We start from the raw sequence: 20,036 nt of genomic DNA, 5'->3' as shown, positions 1-20,036 counted from the left end.
TTCTCTGATGATGGTAAACAGGAATGTAAACGAGAATTATTATTATGAAGGCAGAATCATATTCGGATGAAATTTTAAACTCAAGCAGAAATAGAGTGTCCCCGGCGGATATGCTGAAGAAATGGCCTCATGAAATACGAGGCTATTTTTTATTAACCTATTTGTCGCACATAAATAAAAACCCGTAACTTTATGGTTACGGGTTTCACGATTAATAAATAGCGTGCGTATTATTTTTTAAATCCCTGCAACATTAATATCGGCGGGTTGGGGCTTTCGGCTGAACTGAAGGCGTACGCATGGCCCTTACGTTCGCCGCCAATGCAGAAAGAGATGGTGGTTTGTTTGTTTTTAATCGCCTCTTTGACGGCGGCATCCACCGGAATATAACGGTAAGACTGTTTGTTATTGGCATACAGCGATCCGGCGGCATTGCCATTACAGGCCGGGCGGCTGTTCCAGGTGGTGGTGTGCTCGTCCCATTCATTGGTGGTGCCGTAGAGATAAATAGTTCGGGCATTGGCATCAGAGACATTGCCGCCAAACAGCCGGATTTTATACGTGAACTCCGTGTTGTTATTGATATCCAGCTCCGGCGGCCAGGCCGGGATCGTGAACTGGATAAGCCCAATCTCCTCTTTGTTCCGGCTGCGGGTGCCCTGCCAGTTATCCTGCACGTGCAGCGTCTCTTCCCCGGCAAAATTTTTGTCTGCCTGATCAAGGTTGCTGATTGTGACGTCCTGCAACGCCATCTCGTAGGCAAACGGGATGTTGGTGTCGCAGGAGAGGCCGAGGTTCATGCAGTGGTTCGCCATAAAATCCGCGCCCTGCGTCGTCCAGCCATTCATAAAATCGCCGTGGGCGCTGTAGATAGAGCCCCACTGTTCAACCACCTTGCCGTTCACGATCACCGGGTCCAGCGACAGCTCGACTTTGGTCATGTCTATCGGCGTCGAGTTGGGGATCAGGTAAGCGATGTTCATGTTCACCATCGGGATCTTGACCGGGTACGCCGCCGGGCAGACATCATTTACCGCATAATCGGCATTTTTTACCCCGATGGCGGGGTGAAGGTTGACGCCGTCCCAGCAGTTGGGGAACTTCAGCGCAATGTTCATCTGCACCGTGCCGTTAGGCTGCGGCGGGCAGCTGCTTTTGGGAATGTCCGAGTAGCCCAGCCCCTGGCAGAAATAGTCCACCGCGAGCTTGTTCGGGCTGGTGCCGTTGTGGGTGCCGGCCAGCAGTTGCAGCCCGGCCGGGAACGGCTGGATCGGGTACTTCTCTATCTGGCTCGCCTGGTAGTAGGTTTTCTGGTACGCCGGGCGTACCACCGTGCCGTCAGGCAGCCGCAGCGACGGCGCCCAGTAGGCGGAGTGATCAGAACTGTTGTTGCAGGTGGTGGAGAAATCCGTCAACAGTTGTTCATTGGTGGTGTAGGCGTTGGCATGGGTGTTGCCGAAGAAATCATGCGACATCGCCATGCCGGGCATCCCCGGCATCATGATGGCATCGTCCGGCAGGGTATGGCTGTAGTCACACTCGACGTTGGTCTGCCCGTTGAGTGCCTGGCTGTGAAACGGCACCAGCGCGGCGAGGCCAAGGAGGGTACAGGGAAAAAAGGGGCGCATAGGGAACTCCTTATTGTGCTGTTGGGAATCGCACAGACAGAAATACCCACGCCACGGGCGCGTCAGCCAATCATCAACTCACATCGTCCGTCATTGATAAGGCTGATAAAAAAAGGGTGCGATGCGTGGTTATCACGCATCACACCCGTTTATCAGTGACGGCGCAGCCCGTTACTGGCCGAACATCTCTTTCAGCCAGCCGGCCATGCCGTTGCCCTCTTTCTGCTCATCCTGCGGCGCTTGCTGCTGTTGCTGTTGCTGCTGCATCTGCTGTTGCTGCATCTGCTGCTGTTGCAATTGCATCTGCTGTTGCTGCGCCGCCAGGCTGGCCTGGCAGAGGCTGTCCGGGTCACTGGTCCAGACCGGCATACTGCGCACCACGCCGCCGGTCAGCCCACCGGTCAGGCCGCCGCCACAGACGAAGTTGCCCGCGGAATCCACACGCATTTCGGTGATGTCTTCCGGTGCCTGCAAGTCCAGCGGCTGCGGCGTTTCGTTGGCCAGGTAGCGGCTGTAGAGCGCCATCGCACCGGTAGAGCCCCAGAGTTTGGACGGGCCGTTATTGTCGCGGCCGACCCAGGTGATCGCCACCTGATCGCCGTCCACCCCGGCAAACCAGCTGTCACGCAGGTCGTTGGAGGTGCCGGTTTTCGCCGCCAGGTGCAGGTTGGGGAATTTCACCGCCAGCGCCCGTGACGTCCCTTCGTTAACCACCTGCTGCATCGCGTAGAGCGTCAGGTACGCGGCCTGTGCCGGGACGGCGCGTTCCGCCTGCGGGAAGCTCTGGTAGAGCACCGAACCATCTTCAGCGATCACCGAGCGCACCGCCGACAGCGGCGCTTTGTTGCCGCCGCTGGCGATGGTCTGGAACTCCTGCGCCACTTCCATCGGCGTCAGCGCAATCGCGCCGAGCAGCATTGACGGCACCGGGTTCAGCACGTTTTCCGGCACGCCCAGCGCCACCAGCGTTTTGGTTATCTCATCCAGCCCGACCGCCATGCCGAGGTTGACCGTCGGCACGTTCATGGAACGCGCCAGCGCATCCACCAGCAGCATCTGGCCGCGGAACTGGTGATCGTCGTTCTGCGGTTTCCAGGTCTGGCCGTTGGAGAGCTTCAGCGCCAGCGGCTGGTCTGCCAGCAGGGTGTTAAGGCGGTATTTGTCCGGCTGCGCCAGGGCCGTCAGGTAGGTGGCCGGTTTCGCCAGCGAGCCGACCTGGCGGCGTGCCTGCATGGCGCGGTTAAACCCGGCGAACTGCGTCTCCGCGCCGCCGACCATCGCCCGCACCTCACCGGTGAAGCGATCCACCACCACCATCGCGGTTTCAATGTCTTTCAGGCCGCTCTTTTTGCGCAGTTGCGGCACGCCCTCCTCCACCGCCTGCTCGGCGGCGTCCTGCGACACCGGGTCGAGGGTGGTGAAGATTTTCACGCCGGACATCTCATTGACCTTGTCGCCGAGGCGCTGTTGCAGCTCCTGGCGCACCATCTGCATAAAGGCCGGTTGCGGTGAAATCACCCCGCCCTTCGGCTGCACGCCCAATGGGCGGGCGCTCAGCATGGTGTACAGCTCGTTATCAATGATCTTCTGTTTTTCCAGCAGCTTCAGCACCACATTACGGCGCTCCAGCGCCAGTTTCGGGTTGCGCCACGGGTTATACAGCGACGCCCCTTTCACCATGCCCACCAGCAGCGCCTGCTGGTCGAGGCTCAGCTCATCCACCGGGCGGCCGAAATAGTAGAGGCTGGCCAGCGGGAAGCCGCGGATCTGGTCGTTGCCGCTCTGGCCGAGGTAAACCTCGTTCAGGTACAGCTCAAGGATGCGATCCTTGCTGTAGCGGCTGTCCACCAGCAGCGCCATGTAGGCTTCGTTGATTTTACGCCAGTAGGTGCGCTCGTTGGTGAGGAACAGGTTCTTCACCAGCTGTTGCGTCAGGGTACTCGCCCCCTGCACCGTGTGGCCCGCCGTCAGGTTCGCCAGCACTGCGCGGCCAATCGAGTAGAAGCTGATGCCGTCATGCTCGTAGAAATGGCGGTCTTCGGTCGCCAGCAGCGTATCCACCAGCAGATCGGGGAAACCGGCACGCGGCACAAACAGCCGCTGCTCGCCGTTAGGCGACTGCAACATGGTGATCAGGCGCGGGTCGAGGCGGAAGAAGCCGAAATTGCGCTGGTTATCCATGTTCTGGATCTGCGTCAGCCGGTCGCCCTTGAACGTCAGCTGGGCGTGGATCTGCCCCTCTTTACCGTCCGGGAATTCAAACGGGCGGCGCAGCAGCTCAATGCTGTTGGCGTGCACGGTGAACTCGCCCGGCCGGGTGATGCGCGTGACTTCGCGGTATTGCGTGCCTTCCAGCAGCGCCACCATCTCTTTCTTGCTGTAGTTCATGCCCGGCTCGAGGTTGACCATCCGGCCATACACCGCGGCAGGCAATTGCCACACTTTGCCGTCAATGCGGCTGCGGATCTGGCCGTCGAGGTAGAAGCCGTAAATGGCCATCCCCACTGCCAGCACAATCCCTATTTTAACCAGCAGGCCCAACCAGCCGCGCTTTTTACGCGGTTTGCCCGCCTTTACCTTACGTGGCATACGTTGCTTACCTTTATTCACATTGTCCTGTTCAGCCATACCGGCTTCAACATCGTCCTCAATCTCTTCAACATCCTCATCCCGGCGATTACGCGGCCGCTGCCGTAAGGGCTTGCGGACGGGAGGCGGCGTTTTCCCCTTACGCCCGATGGGTTCGCGGTCATCACCTGACATTGTCGTTCTCCACGCTACTGTTTTCTTTCATCATTTACATTTCCAGAGAAAAGTCGCGGCGTCCTGCGGTGGCTTTTCAGATTGCTGTGCTTATCGACGGGGCCGGGAAAGGCGCTACTCTGTTATCCGCCGCCCGGCCCGGCCAGCGGAAACATCTGAAAATAAGGGGTCACGGTGACCGGTCAGGGCTGATATTTCTTGGTGCGCCGCGTCGGCAATGCCTGCGCCGGGTCATCCGGCCAGGGGTGCTTCGGGTAGCGCCCTTTCATCTCTTTCTGTACCTCGCGGTATGCGCCGCGCCAGAACGCCGCCAGATCGGCGGTGATTTGCAGCGGCCGGTGCGCCGGGGAGAGCAGCTCCAGCACCACCGCCACCCGCCCTTCGGCGACGCGCGGGCTGGCTTCTTCGCCGAACATCTCCTGCAACCGCACCGCCAGCACCGGCGGTTTTTCCGCATCATAGCGCAGCGGCAGGCGGCTGCCGGTCGGCACAGTGTAATGGCTCGGCAGCGCACTATCCAGCCGTTGCCGCTGCGGCCAGGTCAGCAAGCGGCCCAGCGCCTCGCTCAGGTTGACCTGCCGCAGCGCGCGCAGGTCACGCACCTTGCCCAGCGACGGCAACAGCCACGTTTCAAGGTTCGCCAGCAGGTCGGCCTCCTCTGCCGGCGGCCAGTCGCCTTCCGGCAGCCAGCGCCGGGCGCAGCGCAACCGCAGCAACAGCTGTTCTGCCGCCGGTTCCCAGTTCAGCACGCTTAACCCCTGCTGGCGTATCCAGCCGATCAGCGCCTGTTGCAGTTCGTCATCCGAGGGTTTCGCCAGCACCCGGGCGCTCAGCACCAGCCGGCCGATCATCTCACGCTGCCAGGCGCGCAGCGTGCCTTTTTCCTCGTCCCACTCCACGGCCGCCCGCCGTTCCACCAGCGCAGGCAGGCGGGCGGCCAGCGCCTCGATGGCGACCGGCAGCGCCAGCAGGATGCGGGCATCGGGGCTGTTGCTGTTTTGCAACAGGGAGGGGGCCACCAGCCAGCCGTGGCGGGTCAGCGCCTCGTCCTGCGGCAGTGACGCGCCCAGCCCGTTGGCCAGCAGGTAGCGCCCGTCGTCACCGCGCCGCTGGGCGATGCGGTCCGGGAACGCCTGCGCCAGCAGCCAGCCCGCCTCGTCCGGCGACGGCTGCCCGGCCGTGCGGCCGCTGCGTTTCGCCAGCAGCGCAGCGCGGCGTTGCCAGTGCGGTTGCGGGCGGCTCAGCCAGTCACTGAGATCCGGCGAGCCGCTGCGCGGCGGTTCTTCCAGGATCGCCGCCAGCAGGGCCGCCGTCGCCAGTGCGTCCGCGCTGTGGGTTGCCCCGGCCACCAGCATCGCCGCCAGCCGCGGCTCCACGCCGAGCGCAGCCATACGCTGCCCGATGGCGGAGAGCCGCCCCTGGTCGTCCAGCGCGCCGAGGCGCCGCAACAGATCCTGCGCGGCGGCCAGCGCCGGGGCCGGGGGCGCATCCAGCCAGGTGAGATCGTCCGGTGAACGGCAACCCCACTGCACCAGCTCCAGCCACAGGCTGCTGAGGTCGCTTTGCAGGATCTCCGGCTCGCCCTGTTCGGCGGCGCGCTCCGCCTGCTCGCGGCTGAACAGGTGCAGGCAGATCCCCGGCGACAGCCGCCCGGCACGGCCTGCCCGCTGGGTCATTGATGCCTGGCTGATGCGCTGGGTCACCAGCCGGGTGACGCCGGTGCGCGGGTCAAAACGGGTGCTGCGCTCCAGCCCGCTGTCTACCACCAGGCGGATGCCCTCAATCGTCAGGCTGGTTTCCGCGATGTTGGTCGCCAGCACCACTTTGCGCCGCCCGGCGGCCGCCGGCTGGATCGCCTGCTGCTGCGCCGCCAGCGGCAGTGCGCCGTAAAGCGGGCAGAGATCCGTGTCGGTGGGGAGGTTTTCCGCCAGCCGCGTCTGTACCCGGTGGATCTCCGCCACGCCGGGCAAAAACAGCAGCAGCGAGCCGTGTTCGCCTTGCAACAGCCGCCGCACCGCCCCGGCCACGCCCTCCTCCAGCCGTTCATGGCCGGCGAGCGGCTGGTAACGCCGCTCCACCGGGAAGGTGCGCCCCTGCGAGACAATCACCGGCGCACCCGGCAACCGTTCTGCCAGCCGGGCATTGTCGAGGGTGGCGGACATCACCAGCAGTTTCAGGTCATCCCGCAGGCCTTGCTGCACATCCAGCAGCAGCGCCAGCGCGGTGTCGGCCTGCAGGCTGCGTTCGTGGAACTCATCCAGGATAACCAGCGAGACGCCGGAGAGTTCCGGGTCCTGCTGCACCATGCGGGTCAGGATACCTTCAGTCACCACTTCCAGCCGGGTGGCGGCGCTGGTTTTGCTCTCGGCGCGCATCCGGTAGCCAACCTGCTGCCCCGGCACTTCGCCCAGTTGCTGCGCCAGCCGGTGCGCGACGTTTTTCGCCGCCAGCCGCCGTGGTTCCAGCATGATGATGCGGCCCGGCAGCCCGGCGCGCGCCAGGATCGCCAGCGGCAGCCAGGTGGATTTACCCGCACCGGTCGGCGCATTCAGCAGCACCTGCGGGGACGCCGCCAGGGCCGCCAGCACGTCATCCACCACCTCGCTGACCGGCAGCGCCGCCTGCGCGCCCTGTGTCACCGCACCCATACCTTTCCCCTCACATCGGTTAACTTTCTCAGCCGCGCATTGTAGCATTGCGCCCGATCCCCTTTGGACAATTCATTCAGGAGCGCTTATGCCCGACTCACGCCGCCTCTTTTTCGGCCTGCCGCTGCCGGATGCCCTGCAACAGGCGGTGATCGCCTGGCGCGCCACGGCGTTCCCGGCGGAGGCCGGGCGGCCGGTTGCCGCAGCGAACCTGCACCTGACGCTGGCGTTTCTGGGTGAGGTCAGTGACCGCAAGGCGGAGGTACTGGCCGCGCTGGCGGGCAATATTGTGCAGCCGGGCTTTCCGCTGACGCTGGATGACCTCGGCCACTGGCCGCGCCCCGGCGTGGTGTGGCTCGGCACCCGCCGCGCGCCGCGCGGGCTGTTGCAGCTGGCGGCCCTGTTGCGTGCGCAGGCGGCGCGTAACGGCTGCCCGCAGAGCGCCCAGCCGTTCCACCCGCATATCACCCTGTTACGCGGCGCGGTGCACCCGGTCGCGCTGCCGCCTGCCACGCCGGGCTGGACGCTGGACGCCACCCATTTCTGTCTGTACGAATCCCGCACTGAACGCGGGCGCACCCGTTATCACGTGCTTCAGAGCTGGCCGTTTACCTGAAGCCGGGCAAGGAGAGTCATGTTATTTACCCCCCCACTGCAACACGCCACCCTGATTAAGCGTTACAAACGTTTTCTGGCCGATGTGATCACCCCTGACGGCACCCTGCTGACGCTGCACTGCGCCAATACCGGCGCGATGACCGGCTGCGCGACGCCGGGTGATACCGTCTGGTACTCCACCTCACCCAACCTGAAACGCAAATACGCCCACACCTGGGAGTTATCTGAAACGCAACAGGGGCACTGGATTTGCGTGAATACTCAACGGGCTAACGGGCTGGTGCGCGAAGCGGTTGAACAGGGGCGCATCCCTGAATTATCCGGTTACAGTCGCGTGCAGAGTGAAATAAAATATGGTGGCGAAAACAGCCGTATCGACCTGTTATTACAGGCGGAAAACCAACCCGACTGCTATATTGAGGTGAAGTCTGTAACGTTATTGCAACATGATCGTGGTTACTTTCCTGATGCCGTGACAGTACGCGGCCAGAAGCACCTGCGGGAGTTGCAACACATGGTGGCCGAAGGCCGGCGGGCGGTGCTGTTTTTCGCGGTGCTGCACTCCGGCATTCAGGAGGTGGCTGCCGCCCGCCATATCGACCCGCGTTACGCCGGCTTGCTGGCAGAGGCGCAAAATCAGGGGGTTGAGGTGATTAGCTATGGAGCGCAGCTTTCACCGGCCGGCATTGCCCTGATGCAACCCATTCCGTTGGTATGCGAATAAAAAGCCTAAGGCCGGACACCCCACAGCGAGGCTGATGTGTGTCACGCGGCGAAGCCAAAAACGCCGCGGCTCACAGGGTTGTCAAGCAGGTGAGAGGAATAATTGCCATCTACCTTCCCATCTGTTATTTATAGCGGCCTGATTTTTCCCCACGTTGGGGATCGATAGTGCGTGTTATGAGGAGAAGCAACATGCAAGAAGGGCAAACCCGTAAAACATCCTCCTTGAGCATTCTCGCCATCGCTGGGGTGGAGCCGTATCAAGAGAAGCCAGGCGAAGAGTATATGAACGACGCCCAGCTCACTCACTTCAAGCGTATTCTTGAAGCGTGGCGCAATCAGCTCAGGGATGAAGTCGACCGTACTGTGTCTCATATGCAGGACGAAGCCGCTAATTTCCCCGATCCGGTAGACCGTGCTGCCCAGGAAGAAGAGTTCAGCCTGGAACTGCGTAACCGCGATCGCGAGCGTAAGTTGATTAAGAAGATCGAGAAAACGCTGAAGAAAGTAGAAGACGAAGATTTCGGCTTCTGCGAGTCCTGTGGTGTTGAAATTGGTATTCGCCGCCTTGAAGCGCGTCCGACTGCTGATTTGTGTATTGACTGCAAAACCCTGGCTGAAATCCGCGAAAAGCAGATGGCCGGTTAAGCAAGCCTGTCACGACGACGGCCGCGGTGCCCCGGCACCGCGCTGTCGTCGCCACTCTTATTATGCCTGACGCCCTGACGCCCCCCTCCCCTTATATTGGCCGCTTTGCGCCGTCGCCTTCCGGTGAGCTTCACTTTGGTTCGCTTATCGCTGCGCTGGGCAGTTATCTGCGCGCCCGTGCCTGCGGTGGCCGCTGGCTGGTGCGTATCGAAGACATCGACCCGCCGCGTGAAGTGCCGGGTGCTGCCGCGCGTATCCTGAATCAGCTGGAACAGTATGGTTTGTTATGGGACGGCGAGGTGCTCTACCAGTCAGATCGCCATGACGCCTACCGCGCCGTGCTGGGGCAGCTTATCGCCCGCGGGCAGGCCTATTACTGCACCTGCACCCGCAGCCGCATCCAGTCCCTCGGCGGGTTTTATGACGGCCATTGCCGCTTGCTGCACCACGGGCCGGAGAATGCCGCCCTGCGCCTGCACCAGACGGCACCGGTCTACGGGTTTGAGGATGGCCTGCGCGGCTGGCTGGCCGCCGATGCGCGCATGGCGGAAGAGGATTTCATCATCCACCGGCGTGACGGGCTGTTTGCCTATAATCTGGCGGTGGTGGTGGATGACCACTATCAGGGCGTGACGGAAATTGTGCGCGGCGCGGATCTGATCGAGCCGACGGTGCGCCAGATGGCGCTTTATCAGCAGCTGGGCTGGCAGCCACCGCACTATATTCACCTGCCGCTGGCGGTCAACGAACACGGCGACAAGCTCTCCAAGCAGAACCACGCCCCGCCGTTGCCGCCGGGCGACCCGCGCCCGACCCTGGTGGCGGCGCTGGCCTTCCTGCACCTGCCGGTGCCGGAGGACTGGCAGGATCTCAGCCTGCCGCAATTGCTGGCCTCTGCCGTTGCCCATTGGCAAGTGGCGGATATCATGCCATAAACGCCCGGCAACCCGCAGAAACCGCGGCAACCGGGCATTGACAGCTGTATAACATTATTCTCAAACCCCCCGGCATGAGCTATGATTAGCCGCTGTTTTTTGCTCTGTCCATTTTAGTCACTATCGAGGTGTCCCATTTTTACCCGAGTAGCCAATTTTTGCCGAAAGGTACTGGCCCGCGAAAACGACGTTCCTGACACGGTTGAACCCGTGCCGGCGCCTTTGCCGACTGTCACCATTATTCCGCGCGATCAGCATGCGATCTCCCGCCGGGATATCAGTGAAAATGCCCTGAAGGTGTTGTACCGTCTGAACAAATCAGGTTTTGAGGCCTATCTGGTCGGCGGCGGCGTGCGTGACTTACTGCTCGGTAAGAAGCCCAAAGATTTTGACGTGACCACCAACGCCACCCCGGAGCAGGTGCGCAAGCTGTTCCGCAACTGCCGTCTGGTCGGGCGTCGTTTCCGCCTGGCGCATGTGATGTTCGGCCCGGAAATCATCGAAGTGGCGACCTTCCGCGGCCACCATGAGCAGGAACAGGAGCAGTCCGACAAGAACGCCTCCCAGCAGGGCCGGAACGGTATGCTGCTGCGCGACAACATTTTCGGCTCGATTGAGGAAGACGCGCAACGCCGTGACTTCACCATCAACAGCCTTTATTACAGCGTGGCCGATTTCTCGGTGCGCGATTACGCCGGTGGCCTGCGTGACCTGGATGACGGCATTATCCGCCTGATTGGTGACCCGGAAACCCGCTACCGTGAAGACCCGGTGCGGATGCTGCGCGCCGTGCGTTTCGCTGCCAAGCTGGATATGGAACTCAGTGCGGAAACCGCCGAGCCGATCCCGCGCCTGGCCCCGCTGCTGCATGAGATCCCGCCGGCGCGGCTGTTTGAGGAATCCCTGAAGCTGCTGCAGGCCGGCTACGGTTACCCGACCTGGCGCCTGCTGTGTGAATACCAGCTGTTCCAGCCGCTGTTCCCGCTGATTGCCCGCCAGTTCACCGAAAGCGGCGACAGCCCGATGGAGCGCATCCTCGAGCAGGTGCTGAGGAATACCGACCACCGCATCCAGACTGACATGCGCGTCAACCCGGCGTTCCTGTTTGCTGCGATGCTCTGGTACCCGCTGATTGAACACGCGCAGAAGCTGGCGCAGGAGAGCGGGCTGGCCTATTTCGACGCCTTCGCGCTGGCGATGAATGATGTGCTGGACGAGCAGTGCCGCTCACTGGCGATCCCGAAACGCATCACCACGCTGGTGCGTGACATCTGGGCGCTGCAACTGCGCCTGTCACGCCGCCAGGGCAAACGCGCCCACAAGCTGATGGAGCACCCGAAATTCCGGGCCGCCTTCGATCTGCTGGCGCTGCGTGCTGAAGCGGAAAACAGCCGCGACCTGCAACAGCTGACCCAATGGTGGAGCGAATTCCAGGAAGCCACCCCGATGCGCCAGAAAGGGATGCTGACCAACCTGGGTGACGATGCCGCCCCGCGCCGCAGCCGTGCCCGCCGCCCGCGCAAACGCGCGCCGCGCCGCGATAACAACGTATGATCCGCGTCTACCTTGCGCTGGGCAGCAACCTTGCCCAGCCGCTCGATCAGGTCAACGCGGCGCTGGCAGCGCTGGACGCCCTGCCGCAGACGCGGCGGGTGGCCTGCTCCTCGTTCTACCGCAGCACACCCCTCGGCCCGCAAGATCAGCCCGATTACCTGAATGCCGTGGTGGCGCTCGACACCACGCTGTTGCCGGAAACCCTGCTGGACGCCACTCAGGCTATCGAGCAGCAACAGGGGCGGGTACGCAAGGCGGAGCGCTGGGGGCCGCGCACGCTGGACCTCGACATGCTGTTGTATGGTGACCAGGTGATCAACACCCCGCGCCTGACCGTGCCGCACTACGACATGATGAACCGCGAATTCATGCTCTACCCGCTCGCGGAGATCGCCCCGGATCTGGTGTTCCCGGACGGCACGGTGCTGCAACAGCACCTGGCCGGGGTCGATCGCAACGGCCTCACCCGCTGGTAATGCCTCAGGCGGTGATCACCACCGCCAGCCCCCCGGCGGGCCGGTTTTCCACCCGCAATGCCAGGCCATGCAGCGCCGCGATGCGCAGCGCAATCGACAACCCCAGCCCGCTTCCGTTCTCCTGCTGCCCCGGCGGCCGGTAAAACCGTTCGCCCAGCCGGGCAAGGTGTTCTGCCGTCATGCCCGGCCCCTGATCCTCGACCCGGATTTCCGGCCCCAGTGTCACCGTGACGGTAGTGCCGCCCGGCGAGTAACGCACCGCATTATCCAGCAGGTTACGCAGCATCAGTGACAACAGCAGCGCCTGCCCGTGCGTCACCGGCGGCGTGCCGGTGTTGTGCAGATGCAGCCGGATCTGTCTGGCGCGCGCCGCAGGTTCCACCTCTGCCAGCGCCTGTTGCACCAGCCCCGCCCACGCCACCGGCTCACGCGCTTCCGGCCCGCTGAGCGCTTCCAGCCGCGAGAGCGTCAGCAACTGATCCACCAGCCGGGTGGCGCGGTCAATGCCCTCGGTCAGGTTCGAGAGCGCGTGAGTGCGCATCGTCTCATCATCCCCCGCCAGTTGCGCCACTTCGGTCTGCACCCGCAATGCTGCCAGCGGGCTGCGCAGTTCATGGGCGGCATCCGAGGTAAAACGCCGCTCACGCACCAGCATCGATGAGACGCGCCCAAACAGCGCATTCAGCGCTGCCGCCAGCGGCAGCACTTCCGCCGGCAGCCGTTGGGTCGCCAATGGGCGGCCATCTTCCGGCGCACGTTGCCGCAGCTCCGCCGCCACCTGCCGCAGCGGCGCGAGCTCACGGCCGGTAAGCCAGGCCATCAGCAGCACCAGCAGCGGCAGTGACACCAGCCACGGCAGAAACTGCCCGGACACCACCGCCCACGCCATATCCTCGCGGTACTCCACCTCCTGCCCCACCGCGATGCGATCACCGCCCGGCGTGGTCAGCCAGAGCAGCCGCCAGCGGTCATCATCCCCGGCGAGCGTGGTGTCCATAAACCCCTGCGCGCGCGCCTCAAAGCGGATCTTCCGGCCGTTTTCCCCGTCATTCAGCCGCATCCCGCCGTGCGGGTCGAAAATGGCGAACGCCAGCGCATCATCTTCCAGCTCCCCCCGGCTGCCGTGGCGCACCAGCGTGCTGGTTTTCGGCAACCGCACCGCCTCCCCACCGGCGATGTCCCCTACCCCGGAGGTGGCCAGCCGTTTGGCGAACAGCATCTGCTGGGTGTCGAACAGCTCGTTAATCGTATGCTGGGTACGCACCCACGCCAGCGTGCTGGCGACGCTCCAGACCAGCAGGGCGACCACGCTGAACAGCAGGATCAGCCGGGCGCGCAGGCTCAGTGACGTCATGCTTCCTCCCCCAGTGTATAACCGACGCCGTGCACGGTGCGGATAAGCGCATTGCCCAGCTTGCGCCGCAGGTGGTGAATATGCACTTCCACCGCATTGCTGCTGACCTCCTCGTCCCAGCTGTAGAGCTTGTCCTGAATCAGTGAGCGCGGCAGCACCCGGCCTTTGTGGCTGAGCAGCAGCTCCAGCACCGCCAGCTCTTTGGGCGTCAGCGTGACCGGTTCGCCCGCCAGCGTGACGCTGCGCGCCGCCGGGTCGAACGCCAGGGCGCCGTGCGTCAGGTGCGGGGTCAGGTGGCCGTGGCGGCGGCGGATCAACGCCTGCAACCGCGCGGCCACCTCGACCAGCGCGAACGGCTTGCAGAGGTAATCGTCCGCGCCCGCCTGCAACCCGGCCACCCGCTGGTCGAGCGCATCGCGCGCCGTCAGGATCAGCACCGGCGTGTCCTGCCCGGCGGCACGCCACTCACGCAGCAGCGCCATGCCGTCCAGCCCCGGCAGGCTTAAATCCAGGATCACCGCGTCATAGGGCGCGGCCCGCAGCGCGTCGCGGCCGGTCGGGCCGTCGGTGAACCAGTCCAGGCTGAACCCCAGTTTGCCCAGCCCGGCGCGGATGCCGTCGCCAATCAGCCGGTCATCCTCAATCAACAAAATGCGCATCGTCACTCCCTTTCATCTGCGGTTAGCTTTACAGTTAAGCACGATCTTCTTAACAGGATCTTAAGGCGGCTACCCAGGTGAGGTGCTTATCATTAGAATGACCCACCAGGTGAATACCACTATAAAGACGTCTAAGAGGTTATTATGAAATCCACCACAGTCAGCCATTTACGGCAGTGGAAACAGCAGCAGCGCAAATTTGCGACCATCACCGCCTATGATGCCAGCTTCGCCCAACTGTTTGAGCAGCAGGGCATCAGCGTGATGCTGATTGGCGACTCCCTGGGGATGGTGGTGCAGGGGCACGATTCTACCCTGCCGGTCACGGTAGAGGAGATTGCCTACCACACCCGCTGCGTGCGCCGGGGTGCACCACACAGCCTGCTGATGGCGGATCTGCCGTTTATGAGCTGTAACACGCCGGAACAGGCCTGTGAAAATGCCGCCACGCTGATGCGCGCCGGGGCCAACATGGTAAAGCTGGAAGGCGGGAGCTGGCTGTGTGACACCGTGAAAAAGCTGACCGAGCGCGCGGTGCCGGTCTGCGGCCACCTCGGCCTGACGCCGCAGTCGGTGAACATTTTCGGCGGCTATAAAGTCCAGGGGCGCGATGACGCGGCGGCCGACCGGCTGTTGCAGGACGCGCTCAACCTCGAGCAGGCAGGCGCGCAACTGATGGTGCTGGAGTGTGTGCCGGTGGCGCTGGCGGAGCGCGTCACCCGCGCGTTGCAGATCCCGGTGATCGGCATCGGGGCCGGTAACGTGACCGACGGCCAGATTCTGGTGATGCATGACGCCTTCGGCATCACCGGCGGCCACGTGCCGAAATTTGCCAAGAACTTCCTGGCGGAAGCGGGTGACCTGCGCAGCGCGGTGCAGGCGTATGTGGATCAGGTGGCGTCCGGCGCTTACCCGGCCCCGGAACACACCTTCAACTAATGATGCCGCAAGGCACAGACTCAAGGAGATGTAACGTGGTAATCATTGAAACGTTGCCGCTGCTGCGCCGTCAGATCCGCCGCTGGCGGCAGGACGGCCAGCGCATTGCGCTGGTGCCGACGATGGGTAACCTGCATGAAGGCCATATGACCCTGGTGGACGAGGCCAAAGCCCGTGCCGATGTGGTGGTGGTGAGCATCTTTGTCAACCCGATGCAGTTCAATAACGCCGACGATCTGGCGCGTTACCCGCGTACCTTGCAGGAAGACAGCGAACTGCTGAAGCGCCGCGGGGCGGATCTGGTGTTCGCCCCGGCAGCGGCCGACCTCTACCCGCAAGGGCTGGAGGCACAGACCTTCGTCGAGGTGCCCGGCCTCTCCGCCATGCTGGAAGGTGCCAGCCGCCCCGGCCACTTCCGCGGCGTCTCCACCATCGTCAGCAAACTGTTTAACCTGGTACAGCCGGATCTGGCCTGTTTCGGCGAGAAGGATTACCAGCAGCTGGCGCTGATCCGCAAAATGGTGGCGGACATGGGCTACGACATCGAGATTGTCGGCGTGCCTACGGTACGCGCCAAAGATGGGCTGGCCCTCAGTTCGCGCAACGGTTACCTTACCGCCGACGAACGCAAGCTCGCCCCGGCGCTGAGCCGGGTGATGAATGGCCTGGCGGAACAGCTGTTGCAGGGCGAGCGCCACGTAGAAGAATTGCTGGAACAGGCCGCCGCGCAGTTGCGTGAGGCCGGTTTCACGCCGGATGAGCTATTCATCCGGGACGCCGACACCCTGCAACCGCTGACCGTCTCCAGCACCCGCGCGGTGATCCTGATGGCGGCGTGGCTCGGCAAGGCACGCTTGATCGACAACCAGCAGGTTGACCTGCTGGTCTGATCCGCCCTACCGCTGAACGCAGGACGCACCCAGCAAGAGACCGGCCGCTTTACCGGCCGGGCGTATAACCCACTGTTTTCTTTTTGGCTATTAAGGTAACAACGTTATGGTACGCACCATGCTGCAAGGCAAGCTTCACCGGGTCAAGGTTACGCAGGCTGACCTGCACTACGAAGGCTCTTGCGCGATCGATCAGGATTTCCTCGATGCCTCCGGCATCCTGGAATATGAAGCCATTGATATCTACAACGTCGACAACGGCCAGCGTTTCTCGACCTATGCGATTGCCGCCGAGCGCGGCTCCCGCATTATCTCGGTCAACGGCGCGGCCGCCCGCCTCGCCTGCGTCGGTGACAAGCTGATCATCTGCTCCTATGTGCAGATGGCGGAGGCCGAGGCCCGCACGCACAAGCCGAAAGTGGCCTACTTTGAAGGTGACAACCAGTTACAGCGCCAGGCAAACGCCATTCCGGTGCAGGTGGCCTGACGCCGCCTGCCGTGACAGAGGGGGAGCCGGAAGGCTCCCTTTTTTGTGATTATTAATCAACAAATTGCAATTAAGCAGTTATCCTTATTTTCCAGATGTTCTGCGTGTATAGCTCTTCATTCTTCTGCTGCGGATGTCACTTCTAGCCAACATTATTTCCTGGATAAATGAAAATGGCAGATCTGGGTTGTCTTCAACAATGCGGCCAATTTTTACCCAGTATTCGAGTTGTTTCGCTACACTGCGGCCCGATGCCGCTGCATGTTTTTTGACGTCATCAACAAATGTTTCATTCAAACTTACATTCATTGTCATGGTGATCTCCCCGGTTATCGCCTGTGACATCATTAAAAAGCGTTATCCCGATGTTTTGCAAATCAGGACGTATTTCACCCATAAAAAAACCGCCCGCAGGCGGTTTGATGATGTGAGTCTGGCCCCTTACGAGCGCAGCCCGCGGCCGCGCTGGATCAGGTACCAGGCGAGCAGGTAGAACACCACGATGAAGGCCACCAGCACCGCCATGGTGAACGCCAGCGGCACGTCGCTGATGCCGAGGAAACCGTAACGGAAGCCGCTGATCATGTAGACGATCGGGTTCAGCTTCGATACCGCCTGCCAGAACGGCGGCAGCAGCGTCAGTGAGTAGAACACGCCGCCCAGATAGGTCAGCGGTGTCAGCACAAAGGTCGGGATCAGGCTGATGTCATCAAAGGTGGTGGCAAACACCGCGTTCAGCAGCCCGGCCAGCGAGAACAGGATCGCCGTCAGCAGCAGCGTCGCGGCAATCACCCACCAGGCGTGGACATGCAGCGGCACAAAGAACAGGGAGACCACCGTCACCAGCACCCCGACGCAGATGCCGCGCGCCACGCCGCCGCCGACATAGCCGGCGATCACCACGTGGGTCGGCACCGGGGCCACCAGCAGCTCCTCAATGTTGCGCTGGAATTTGGCGCTGAAGAACGACGACGCCACGTTGGCGTAGGAGTTGGTGATCACCGCCATCATGATAAGCCCCGGCACGATAAACTGCATATAATCAAAGCCGTGCATCTCCCCAATGCGTGAGCCGATCAGGTTGCCGAAAATGATGAAGTAGAGCGTCATGGTGATCACCGGCGGCACCAGCGTCTGGATCCAGATGCGGCCGAAGCGGTTAATCTCTTTGTACCAGATACTTTGTAGTGCCACCCAATAAAGACGGGTCATACGTTTTCTCCCTCGTTGCCGTTCACCAGGTTAACGAACAGCTCTTCCAGCCGGTTGGCTTTGTTACGCATACTGAGCACCTGGATGCCCTGCTTGCTCAGCTGGCTGAACAACCCGTTCAGCCCCTGCTCGCGCATCACGTCCACTTCCAGGGTGGAGGTGTCCACCAGTTTGCTCTTATACCCTTCCAGCTTCGGCAGCGGGCTTTTCGCCGCTAAGTCCAGCACGAAGGTCTCTGATTTCTGCGTCGCCAGCAGCGCTTTCATGCTGGTGTTTTCCACCAGTTCGCCGTTCTGGATGATGCCGATGTTGCGGCACAGCATCTCCGCCTCTTCCAGGTAGTGCGTGGTGAGGATAATGGTGGTGCCCTGCGCGTTGAGGTCTTTCAAAAAGCCCCACATGGAGCGGCGCAGTTCAATGTCCACCCCGGCGGTCGGCTCATCGAGGATCAGCAGTTTCGGCTCGTGCATCAGTGCGCGCGCAATCATCAGCCGGCGCTTCATGCCGCCGGAAAGCATCCGCGCCCGCTCGTCACGCTTGCCCCATAAATCGAGCTGCGTCAGGTATTTCTCCGCCCGTTCCAGCGCCTCACGGCGTTTTACGCCGTAATAGCCGGCCTGGTTGACCACAATCTGCATCACGGTCTCAAACGGGTTGAAGTTGAATTCCTGCGGCACCAGCCCAAGCTGGCGTTTGGCGTTGACGATATCGTGGTCAATGTCATAGCCAAACACCCGCACCTTACCGGCCGTTTTGTTGACCAGTGAGCTGATGATGCCGATGGTGGTGGATTTCCCGGCGCCGTTCGGCCCAAGGAGGGCATAAAAATCACCGGCCTCGACCTTCAGGTCAATGCCGCGCAGCGCCTGTATCCCACCTGCGTAGGTTTTGGTCAGCTGCGTGAGTTCCAGTGCATATGTCATAAACGTTAAATCACCTTGTGCTGTTGTTTCTCTGATCCCGCCGTCAGGATCAGATTTCAAATTCGTGATGTATGTCCTATATTAAAGCTGCAATCTGCGCGTTACAGATTGTTCACACTTCATATGAGATTGATGATATCCCATGAAAGAAATCGAAAGGCTTATTGCCAACAACCGCGCCTGGTCTGAAACCATCACCCAAGATGATCCTGCTTTCTTTGAGCGTCTGGCCCAGGCCCAGAAGCCGCGCTTCCTGTGGATTGGTTGCTCTGACAGCCGGGTACCGGCGGAACGCCTGACCGGCATGGAACCGGGCGAGCTGTTTGTACACCGCAACGTGGCCAACCTGGTTATCCATACCGATCTCAACTGCCTCTCCGTGGTGCAGTACGCCATTGACGTCCTGCAGGTGGAACACGTGATTGTCTGCGGCCACTACGGCTGCGGCGGTGTCGCGGCGGCGGTCGAGAACCCGGAACTGGGCCTGATCAACAACTGGCTGCTGCACATCCGCGACCTGTGGTACAAGCATAGCGCGTTACTCAGCGAACTCCCGCCTGATGAGCGCCTGAATACCCTGTGCGAGATCAACGTGGTAGAGCAGGTGTATAACCTCGGCCACTCCACCATTATGCAGGGTGCCTGGAAACGCGGGCAGAAAGTGATGCTGCACGGCTGGGTTTACGGCTTGCAGAACGGTCAGCTTAATGACCTGAACGTCACCACGGCCAACCGTGAAAATCTGGAAATGAACTACCACAACGCCATTGCCAAGCTGTTGCCGGGCGTCTGACCGGCAAGCACGGAGCATAGCCAATACCGCAGCGTAAAAATTAGCTTTCCAAGCGCTTTTACCCTGCGGTTTTTCAGGATGAAACAAGGGCGTAAAGGGGGTTACTCCGCAGCCGGCACCACATTGCCGATGTAGGGCAGGTGGCGGTAACGCTGGGCGTAATCGATTCCGTACCCGACCACAAATTTGTCCGGGATCGAGAAACCGACATACTCCACCGTCACGCTGACTTCCCGGCGTGACGGTTTATCCAACAGGGTGCAGATGGCCAGCGATTTTGGCTCACGCAGCGCCAGGATTTCGCGCACCTTGCTCAGGGTGTTGCCGGAATCGATGATATCTTCCACGATCAGCACATCCTTGCCCCGGATATCCTCATCCAGATCTTTCAGGATTTTCACGTCGCGGCTGCTGGACATGCTGTTGCCGTAACTGGAGGCGGTCATGAAATCGACTTCATGCGGCACCTCAATCTGGCGGCAGAGATCGGCCATAAACATGAACGAACCGCGCAACAGCCCAACCAGTACCATATCGCTGCCGCTGTCGCGGTAGTCATGGGTGATTTGCCGGCCCAGCTCAATGATGCGCTGCCTGACTTCCTGCTCGGAAATCATGATTTCTACGGTGTGTTTCATAAATAATTTGTCTGTTACCTGTACGGGGTATCAGAGTTTAACATAGCCCCTGCGGCGGATCGACGCGGCGGCTTTTCAGACTCCCGGCCTGCGGGTTATCGCCCGGAGCCGCTATACTCAAGGTATCTTTCCGCTCCAGACCCCCCTT

Annotated in this window: 19 protein-coding genes; 10 read left to right on the top strand and 9 right to left on the bottom strand. The window is 61.7% G+C overall.

Annotation, left to right across the window (positions count from 1 at the left end):
- Window positions 1-230 precede the first annotated feature (230 nt).
- From JK232_RS08505 to hrpB, 3 genes are all read right to left on the bottom strand, one after another.
- Window positions 231-1,628, bottom strand: coding sequence for a CBM96 family carbohydrate-binding protein (locus JK232_RS08505; protein WP_101828775.1), 1,398 nt, complete (start codon window positions 1,626-1,628; stop codon window positions 231-233).
- 171 nt (window positions 1,629-1,799) lie between these two features.
- Window positions 1,800-4,391, bottom strand: coding sequence for a bifunctional glycosyl transferase/transpeptidase (mrcB, locus tag JK232_RS08500; RefSeq protein WP_101835535.1), 2,592 nt, complete (start codon window positions 4,389-4,391; stop codon window positions 1,800-1,802).
- A 182-nt stretch (window positions 4,392-4,573) separates the two neighbouring features.
- Window positions 4,574-7,039, bottom strand: coding sequence for an ATP-dependent helicase HrpB (gene hrpB / locus JK232_RS08495; protein ID WP_212589061.1), 2,466 nt, complete (start codon window positions 7,037-7,039; stop codon window positions 4,574-4,576).
- Window positions 7,040-7,127: 88 nt separating this feature from the next.
- Between hrpB and thpR the strand changes: the two genes are divergently transcribed.
- From thpR to folK, 6 genes are all read left to right on the top strand, one after another.
- Complete coding sequence (gene thpR, locus JK232_RS08490; protein WP_072928921.1) at window positions 7,128-7,655, top strand: RNA 2',3'-cyclic phosphodiesterase; 528 nt, start codon at window positions 7,128-7,130, stop codon at window positions 7,653-7,655.
- 18 nt (window positions 7,656-7,673) lie between these two features.
- Entirely contained in the window at window positions 7,674-8,381 is a 708-nt protein-coding gene (gene sfsA / locus JK232_RS08485) for a DNA/RNA nuclease SfsA (protein ID WP_072928919.1), read from the top strand.
- Between the two features lie 191 nt (window positions 8,382-8,572).
- Window positions 8,573-9,028, top strand: coding sequence for an RNA polymerase-binding protein DksA (dksA, locus tag JK232_RS08480; RefSeq protein WP_072928917.1), 456 nt, complete (start codon window positions 8,573-8,575; stop codon window positions 9,026-9,028).
- A 62-nt stretch (window positions 9,029-9,090) separates the two neighbouring features.
- The gene (gene gluQRS, locus JK232_RS08475) at window positions 9,091-9,963 is read left to right on the top strand and encodes a tRNA glutamyl-Q(34) synthetase GluQRS (protein ID WP_212589060.1); all 873 of its coding nucleotides are present in this window, start codon (window positions 9,091-9,093) and stop codon (window positions 9,961-9,963) included.
- A 135-nt stretch (window positions 9,964-10,098) separates the two neighbouring features.
- Complete coding sequence (gene pcnB / locus JK232_RS08470; protein WP_072928912.1) at window positions 10,099-11,517, top strand: polynucleotide adenylyltransferase PcnB; 1,419 nt, start codon at window positions 10,099-10,101, stop codon at window positions 11,515-11,517.
- The gene (gene folK, locus JK232_RS08465) at window positions 11,514-11,993 is read left to right on the top strand and encodes a 2-amino-4-hydroxy-6-hydroxymethyldihydropteridine diphosphokinase (RefSeq protein ID WP_101828777.1); all 480 of its coding nucleotides are present in this window, start codon (window positions 11,514-11,516) and stop codon (window positions 11,991-11,993) included. Before pcnB ends, folK begins: the two co-directional genes overlap by 4 nt.
- Before the next feature lie 4 nt (window positions 11,994-11,997).
- On the opposite strand, the gene qseC is transcribed toward folK, so the two are convergent.
- Together qseC and qseB are read right to left on the bottom strand one after the other, a co-directional pair.
- Window positions 11,998-13,347, bottom strand: coding sequence for a quorum sensing histidine kinase QseC (gene qseC, locus JK232_RS08460; protein ID WP_212589059.1), 1,350 nt, complete (start codon window positions 13,345-13,347; stop codon window positions 11,998-12,000).
- Window positions 13,344-14,006, bottom strand: coding sequence for a quorum sensing response regulator transcription factor QseB (gene qseB / locus JK232_RS08455; RefSeq protein ID WP_072928906.1), 663 nt, complete (start codon window positions 14,004-14,006; stop codon window positions 13,344-13,346). The genes qseC and qseB overlap by 4 nt, the downstream gene beginning before the upstream one ends.
- Before the next feature lie 144 nt (window positions 14,007-14,150).
- On the opposite strand from qseB, the gene panB reads away from it, so the two are divergent.
- From panB to panD, 3 genes are all read left to right on the top strand, one after another.
- Window positions 14,151-14,945, top strand: a complete 795-nt coding sequence (panB, locus tag JK232_RS08450; RefSeq protein ID WP_072928904.1) for a 3-methyl-2-oxobutanoate hydroxymethyltransferase — start codon at window positions 14,151-14,153, stop codon at window positions 14,943-14,945.
- Between the two features lie 35 nt (window positions 14,946-14,980).
- Window positions 14,981-15,835: a pantoate--beta-alanine ligase gene (gene panC, locus JK232_RS08445; RefSeq protein ID WP_212589058.1), complete on the top strand. Its 855-nt coding sequence runs from the start codon at window positions 14,981-14,983 to the stop codon at window positions 15,833-15,835.
- A gap of 106 nt (window positions 15,836-15,941) precedes the next feature.
- Window positions 15,942-16,322 (top strand): aspartate 1-decarboxylase, encoded by a 381-nt coding sequence (gene panD, locus JK232_RS08440; protein ID WP_101835541.1) that lies wholly within the window; start codon window positions 15,942-15,944, stop codon window positions 16,320-16,322.
- A gap of 84 nt (window positions 16,323-16,406) precedes the next feature.
- Here panD and JK232_RS08435 read toward each other — a convergent pair whose 3' ends face one another.
- The 3 genes from JK232_RS08435 to JK232_RS08425 form a co-directional block, all read right to left on the bottom strand.
- On the bottom strand, window positions 16,407-16,637 hold the full coding sequence (locus tag JK232_RS08435; protein ID WP_101828784.1) for a TA system antitoxin ParD family protein: 231 nt from the start codon (window positions 16,635-16,637) through the stop codon (window positions 16,407-16,409).
- A gap of 126 nt (window positions 16,638-16,763) precedes the next feature.
- Window positions 16,764-17,534, bottom strand: coding sequence for an ABC transporter permease (locus tag JK232_RS08430; protein ID WP_072928898.1), 771 nt, complete (start codon window positions 17,532-17,534; stop codon window positions 16,764-16,766).
- Window positions 17,531-18,457 (bottom strand): ABC transporter ATP-binding protein, encoded by a 927-nt coding sequence (locus JK232_RS08425; RefSeq protein ID WP_101828780.1) that lies wholly within the window; start codon window positions 18,455-18,457, stop codon window positions 17,531-17,533. Before JK232_RS08425 ends, JK232_RS08430 begins: the two co-directional genes overlap by 4 nt.
- Window positions 18,458-18,599: 142 nt before the next feature.
- Between JK232_RS08425 and can the strand changes: the two genes are divergently transcribed.
- A complete protein-coding gene (gene can, locus JK232_RS08420) occupies window positions 18,600-19,250 on the top strand; it encodes a carbonate dehydratase (protein WP_072928893.1) in 651 nt (216 codons plus the stop codon).
- A 101-nt stretch (window positions 19,251-19,351) separates the two neighbouring features.
- Here can and hpt read toward each other — a convergent pair whose 3' ends face one another.
- Window positions 19,352-19,888, bottom strand: coding sequence for a hypoxanthine phosphoribosyltransferase (hpt, locus tag JK232_RS08415; RefSeq protein ID WP_072928891.1), 537 nt, complete (start codon window positions 19,886-19,888; stop codon window positions 19,352-19,354).
- Window positions 19,889-20,036: the final 148 nt, after the last annotated feature.

Origin of the sequence: Nissabacter archeti, assembly GCF_018257325.1 — a bacterium.
GTDB lineage: Bacteria > Pseudomonadota > Gammaproteobacteria > Enterobacterales > Enterobacteriaceae > Chimaeribacter > Chimaeribacter arupi.
The sequence above is the reverse complement of the archived record's forward strand: the minus strand, read 5'-3'. Positions and strand labels throughout refer to the sequence as shown.

What these genes read in the sequence shown, in the direction of transcription:
- JK232_RS08505 (WP_101828775.1), bottom strand. Translation starts at nt 1,628, where the DNA reads ATGCGCCCCTTTTTTCCCTGTACCCTCCTTGGCCTCGCCGCGCTGGTG.
- mrcB (WP_101835535.1), bottom strand. Translation starts at nt 4,391, where the DNA reads ATGTCAGGTGATGACCGCGAACCCATCGGGCGTAAGGGGAAAACGCCG.
- hrpB (WP_212589061.1), bottom strand. Translation starts at nt 7,039, where the DNA reads ATGGGTGCGGTGACACAGGGCGCGCAGGCGGCGCTGCCGGTCAGCGAG.
- thpR (WP_072928921.1), top strand. Translation starts at nt 7,128, where the DNA reads ATGCCCGACTCACGCCGCCTCTTTTTCGGCCTGCCGCTGCCGGATGCC.
- sfsA (WP_072928919.1), top strand. Translation starts at nt 7,674, where the DNA reads ATGTTATTTACCCCCCCACTGCAACACGCCACCCTGATTAAGCGTTAC.
- dksA (WP_072928917.1), top strand. Translation starts at nt 8,573, where the DNA reads ATGCAAGAAGGGCAAACCCGTAAAACATCCTCCTTGAGCATTCTCGCC.
- gluQRS (WP_212589060.1), top strand. Translation starts at nt 9,091, where the DNA reads ATGCCTGACGCCCTGACGCCCCCCTCCCCTTATATTGGCCGCTTTGCG.
- folK (WP_101828777.1), top strand. Translation starts at nt 11,514, where the DNA reads ATGATCCGCGTCTACCTTGCGCTGGGCAGCAACCTTGCCCAGCCGCTC.
- qseC (WP_212589059.1), bottom strand. Translation starts at nt 13,347, where the DNA reads ATGACGTCACTGAGCCTGCGCGCCCGGCTGATCCTGCTGTTCAGCGTG.
- qseB (WP_072928906.1), bottom strand. Translation starts at nt 14,006, where the DNA reads ATGCGCATTTTGTTGATTGAGGATGACCGGCTGATTGGCGACGGCATC.
- panB (WP_072928904.1), top strand. Translation starts at nt 14,151, where the DNA reads ATGAAATCCACCACAGTCAGCCATTTACGGCAGTGGAAACAGCAGCAG.
- panD (WP_101835541.1), top strand. Translation starts at nt 15,942, where the DNA reads ATGGTACGCACCATGCTGCAAGGCAAGCTTCACCGGGTCAAGGTTACG.
- JK232_RS08435 (WP_101828784.1), bottom strand. Translation starts at nt 16,637, where the DNA reads ATGACAATGAATGTAAGTTTGAATGAAACATTTGTTGATGACGTCAAA.
- JK232_RS08430 (WP_072928898.1), bottom strand. Translation starts at nt 17,534, where the DNA reads ATGACCCGTCTTTATTGGGTGGCACTACAAAGTATCTGGTACAAAGAG.
- JK232_RS08425 (WP_101828780.1), bottom strand. Translation starts at nt 18,457, where the DNA reads ATGACATATGCACTGGAACTCACGCAGCTGACCAAAACCTACGCAGGT.
- can (WP_072928893.1), top strand. Translation starts at nt 18,600, where the DNA reads ATGAAAGAAATCGAAAGGCTTATTGCCAACAACCGCGCCTGGTCTGAA.
- hpt (WP_072928891.1), bottom strand. Translation starts at nt 19,888, where the DNA reads ATGAAACACACCGTAGAAATCATGATTTCCGAGCAGGAAGTCAGGCAG.